General features: G+C 64.7%; 3 protein-coding genes, 1 tRNA gene and 1 pseudogene. 1 reads left to right on the top strand and 4 read right to left on the bottom strand.

The annotated features are described in order from the left end of the window. Positions 1 to 954: 954 nt before the first annotated feature. From JOZ00_RS11565 to JOZ00_RS11550, 4 genes are all read right to left on the bottom strand, one after another. Positions 955 to 1,029 (bottom strand) — tRNA-Val (locus JOZ00_RS11565). A 55-nt stretch (positions 1,030 to 1,084) separates the two neighbouring features. Continuing rightward, positions 1,085 to 1,546, bottom strand: a complete 462-nt coding sequence (locus JOZ00_RS11560) for a peroxiredoxin (protein ID WP_293343891.1) — start codon at positions 1,544 to 1,546, stop codon at positions 1,085 to 1,087. Further along, positions 1,546 to 1,971, bottom strand: coding sequence for a DUF3052 domain-containing protein (locus JOZ00_RS11555; RefSeq protein ID WP_293343889.1), 426 nt, complete (start codon positions 1,969 to 1,971; stop codon positions 1,546 to 1,548). Before JOZ00_RS11555 ends, JOZ00_RS11560 begins: the two co-directional genes overlap by 1 nt. A gap of 95 nt (positions 1,972 to 2,066) precedes the next feature. Next, entirely contained in the window at positions 2,067 to 2,654 is a 588-nt protein-coding gene (locus JOZ00_RS11550) for a hypothetical protein (RefSeq protein ID WP_293343887.1), read from the bottom strand. A 162-nt stretch (positions 2,655 to 2,816) separates the two neighbouring features. Between JOZ00_RS11550 and JOZ00_RS11545 the strand changes: the two are divergent. Next, positions 2,817 to 3,958 (top strand): annotated as a pseudogene (locus tag JOZ00_RS11545) (pyruvate dehydrogenase (acetyl-transferring), homodimeric type); the annotation flags it as partial.

Raw genomic sequence — 3,958 nt, 5'->3', positions numbered from 1 at the left:
CTCACGGCCGCGTATGACTTTGGCGAAGATCGTAAACCCATAGCACGCAGGGGTTCTGGGGAAGATGGGACCGTAACGTCCCCGCTGCTCCTCGAAGTAACCCTCCTTGGGGATGGCCATCATCGCGGGTTTGGTCCAGTCCTGATTGTTGGGCATCACTTGCTCCTCATGGCAGCTCGACCCCTACTAGCCGTGACGCTAGCACCAGCGGGCTCCCACCATCTGCTAACAGCGGCCAGGTCACTCATCCGTGATTGACAATCACCGCACACCGATCCCCGACCGACCTCGTCGCAAACCGACCGTGACCGACACCCCAAGCGGGCGCCGGTCCCGAATCTTGTCGTCACGTCTGCGGCGGCCATCCGCTGTGCACCGTCGGCGACGTTTCGGCCCGTCCCGTAACGCGGCGAAGTCGCTCGGCAGCCGCCACCACAGTCAGGACCCGGCTGCGTACCGTCACGCCATCAGATCGTTGGTCTGACCCCCGGGGGTGCTTCAGATTCAACGACCAACTCACCAGAGGCTGTCACCACAGGCGATCGTCGCCGTCGGTGGGCCACGAAAGCATGACCACACCAGCGGTCGCTGCGTACAGTACGAATGCGGCGGCAGTCCGGAACTGACTGCCGCAGCCCAATCATCAAGGCGTCCTGACGGATTGAATGACCCTCAACGGGCAGTATCGGAGCGTGTGTCGCTGGCGCGTCCTGACCCAGCCGTCGGGGCTATGGCAGCAGATGCGACTTCGTATCTACAGCTCCTTCTTGGATCAACTCGTCCAATGCCGATCGCTGGTGAAGTTGTCGCCCGCGGCAGTCCGTCCCCACGGACTCGGCACGATTGTCGTCAACACCGGAATCCATCTGTGGTCCGTTGGCACATTCATGGCACAACGGGGGTTGTGCCAATCACCACCAAGCCGACTTCTACGGCATTGAACTCGAGTTTTCTTGGTGGGCGCGGACGGTATCGAACCGCCGACCGCTGGTGTGTAAAACCAGAGCTCTACCACTGAGCTACGCGCCCGTGCCCGGGCAGGTTACACGTTGAAAGGCCATCTACCCAAAACTATCGACCCACCTCAGGCGCGCAAAGCGGCCAGGGCGTCGGTCCATAGCCGCTGGTCGCGGGACTCCCCGGGCTGTTTCATCTCCGCGAACCGGATGATCCCCGAACGGTCGACGACAAAGGTGCCGCGGTTGGAGTAGCCGACATCGTCGTTGAACACTCCATAGGCCTCGCTGGTCGCGCCGTGCGGCCAGAAATCGGACAACACCGGGAAAGTGAACCCGCTTTCCAGCGACCAGATCTTGTGCGTGGGCGGTGGGCCCACCGAGATTGCCAGCGCCACACTGTCGGCATTCTCGAATTCGGGCAGGTGGTCACGCAGCAGATCCAGCTCGCCCTGGCAGATACCGGTGAACGCGAGCGGAAAGAACACCAGCAGGACGTTCTTGGCGCCCTGGTAGGAGCTCAGGGTGATGCGCTGTTGATTCTGGTCGCGCAAGGTGAAATCCGGGGCGGCGGCCCCGACGGGCAGCATTATCGCTTCCCGGTCCGAGACGATTTCGGCTGCACCAGTCGGCTGGCGCTCCAGTCGCCGAGGTTGACCGACGACGTCGGCATCAAACCGGCGGTGGGGGCTGCCTCGGCGATCTCGGCCGGCAGGACGTGGCCGGGCTTGCCGGTCTTGGGGGTCAATACCCAGATCACCCCGTCCTCGGCCAGCGGACCGATCGCGTCCATCAGGGTGTCCACCAGGTCACCGTCCCCGTCGCGCCACCACATCAGCACGACGTCGACTACCTCGTCGGTGTCCTCATCGAGCAACTCACCGCCGCACGCTTCCTCAACGTCACCGCGGATTTCGTCGTCGGTGTCTTCGTCCCAGCCCCATTCCTGGACAACTTGGTCTCGTTGGATGCCCAGTTTGCGAGCGTAGCTCGGGGCGTGATCCGCCGCGACCACCGTGGAGCCTCCTTGCGTCTGTCCGCAGGCTATCTGCGCGCTGTGCGATGGGGATTATCGTCCCACAGCCAAAGCGCGGTCCACACTCAGCCTCGTTACGTCGCTAGGCAGAGTTTGAGCGCCTTCGTCTTTGTGTCGTTGAGTTGATCGACTCGTTTGTTGAATTCTCCCGTACCCGCATGTGTGCCGATGGCGTTGGCCACGCCGTGCGCGGCGTCGATGTAAGCGTTGAGCGCGTCCCGCATCTGCGGCGTCAGCGCGTCGCTGAAGCTGTTGGCGACCGTGTTGGCGCTGTCGTTGAGCGCGTCGATGGCCGGGCCTTCCATCGCGCCCGTGCTGCCTCCGTTGTTGTAGGCCCTGACGTAGTCGTTGACCCTGTCGATCGCGTTCCTGCTCGTGGTGACCAGCGACGAGCAGGAGGTGCGCATCGCTTTGGTGGTCAGCGATTGCTGCCGCTGGGACTCACGGATCTTCGACGTCGCCGACGACTCGGAAACCGACGCGGACACCGACTGCCGATAGGCCGGGGCGACTTTGGTGTCGGGGTTGGCCGTGCCATTGGTGACGGTGGTACATCCCACGATGGCCATCAGCGCTGTCGCGATGCAGCCAAGGGCCAGAGCGCCTCGCTTAGGTGAAACCCCCACCCGTGCGCGAGGGACGGCACGCCATCCGATGAGCACAGGTCCTGACGTTACCGGGTGAACGCGCGCGCTTGCCCCCGTACGCACCTAGTCGGCTACCCGACGTCGGCTACCCCACTTCAACGCCGGTGCGGCACGATGGGGGGACGGGGTGCACAACACCCCATCGGCACAAGCCCCGCCAACCTCAGGAGCAGTGCGTTGACAACCGAGTTCGTGCGCCACGATCTGGCCAAAACCCCTAGCAGCACAGGCGAACCCGACCGCGTTCGGGTGATCCGCGAAGGCGTGGCGTCTTATCTGCCCGACATCGATCCCGAAGAGACGTCGGAGTGGCTGGAATCCTTCGATGAACTCCTGGAGCGCCAAGGACCGGCGCGGGCGCGCTACCTGATGTTGCGCCTGCTGGAACGCGCGGGCGAGCAGCGCATCGCCATCCCGGCGCTGACGTCGACCGACTACGTCAACACCATCCCGACCGAGATGGAACCCTGGTTCCCAGGCGACGAGGACGTCGAACGGCGCTTCCGCGCGTGGATCCGGTGGAACGCGGCGATCATGGTGCACCGCGCCCAGCGCCCGGGAGTCGGCGTGGGCGGGCACATTTCGACGTACGCCTCGTCGGCGGCGCTGTACGAGGTCGGCTTCAATCACTTCTTCCGCGGCAAGTCGGATCCCGGCGGCGGGGACCAGGTGTTCGTCCAGGGTCACGCGTCCCCGGGGATCTACGCGCGGGCATTCCTGGAGGGCCGCCTGAGCGCGGACCGGCTCGACGGTTTCCGCCAGGAGCACAGCCACGCCGGCGGCGGGTTGCCGTCCTACCCCCACCCGCGGCTGATGCACGACTTCTGGGAATTCCCCACCGTGTCGATGGGCCTGGGCCCGCTCAACGCCATCTACCAGGCGCGGTTCAACCACTACCTGCATGACCGGGGCATCAAGGACACGTCCGGCCAGCACGTGTGGGCGTTCCTCGGCGACGGCGAGATGGACGAACCGGAAAGCCGCGGACTCATTCAGGTGGCCGCCAACGAGGGCCTGGACAACCTGACCTTCGTGATCAACTGCAACCTGCAGCGCCTCGACGGCCCGGTGCGCGGCAACGGCAAGATCATCCAGGAGCTGGAGTCGTTCTTCCGCGGCGCCGGCTGGAACGTGATCAAGGTGGTCTGGGGCCGCGAATGGGACGCGCTGCTGCACGCCGACCGCGACGGCGCGCTGGTGAACCTGATGAACACCACCCCTGACGGCGACTACCAGACTTACAAGGCCAACGACGGGGCCTACGTGCGCGACCACTTCTTCGGTCGCGACCCGCGCACCAAGGCACTGGTCGAGAACAT

Source organism: Mycobacterium sp., from assembly GCF_019243155.1.
GTDB lineage: Bacteria > Actinomycetota > Actinomycetes > Mycobacteriales > Mycobacteriaceae > Mycobacterium.
Note: the sequence above shows the minus strand (reverse complement) of the source record. Positions and strands in the feature narration are given on the sequence as shown.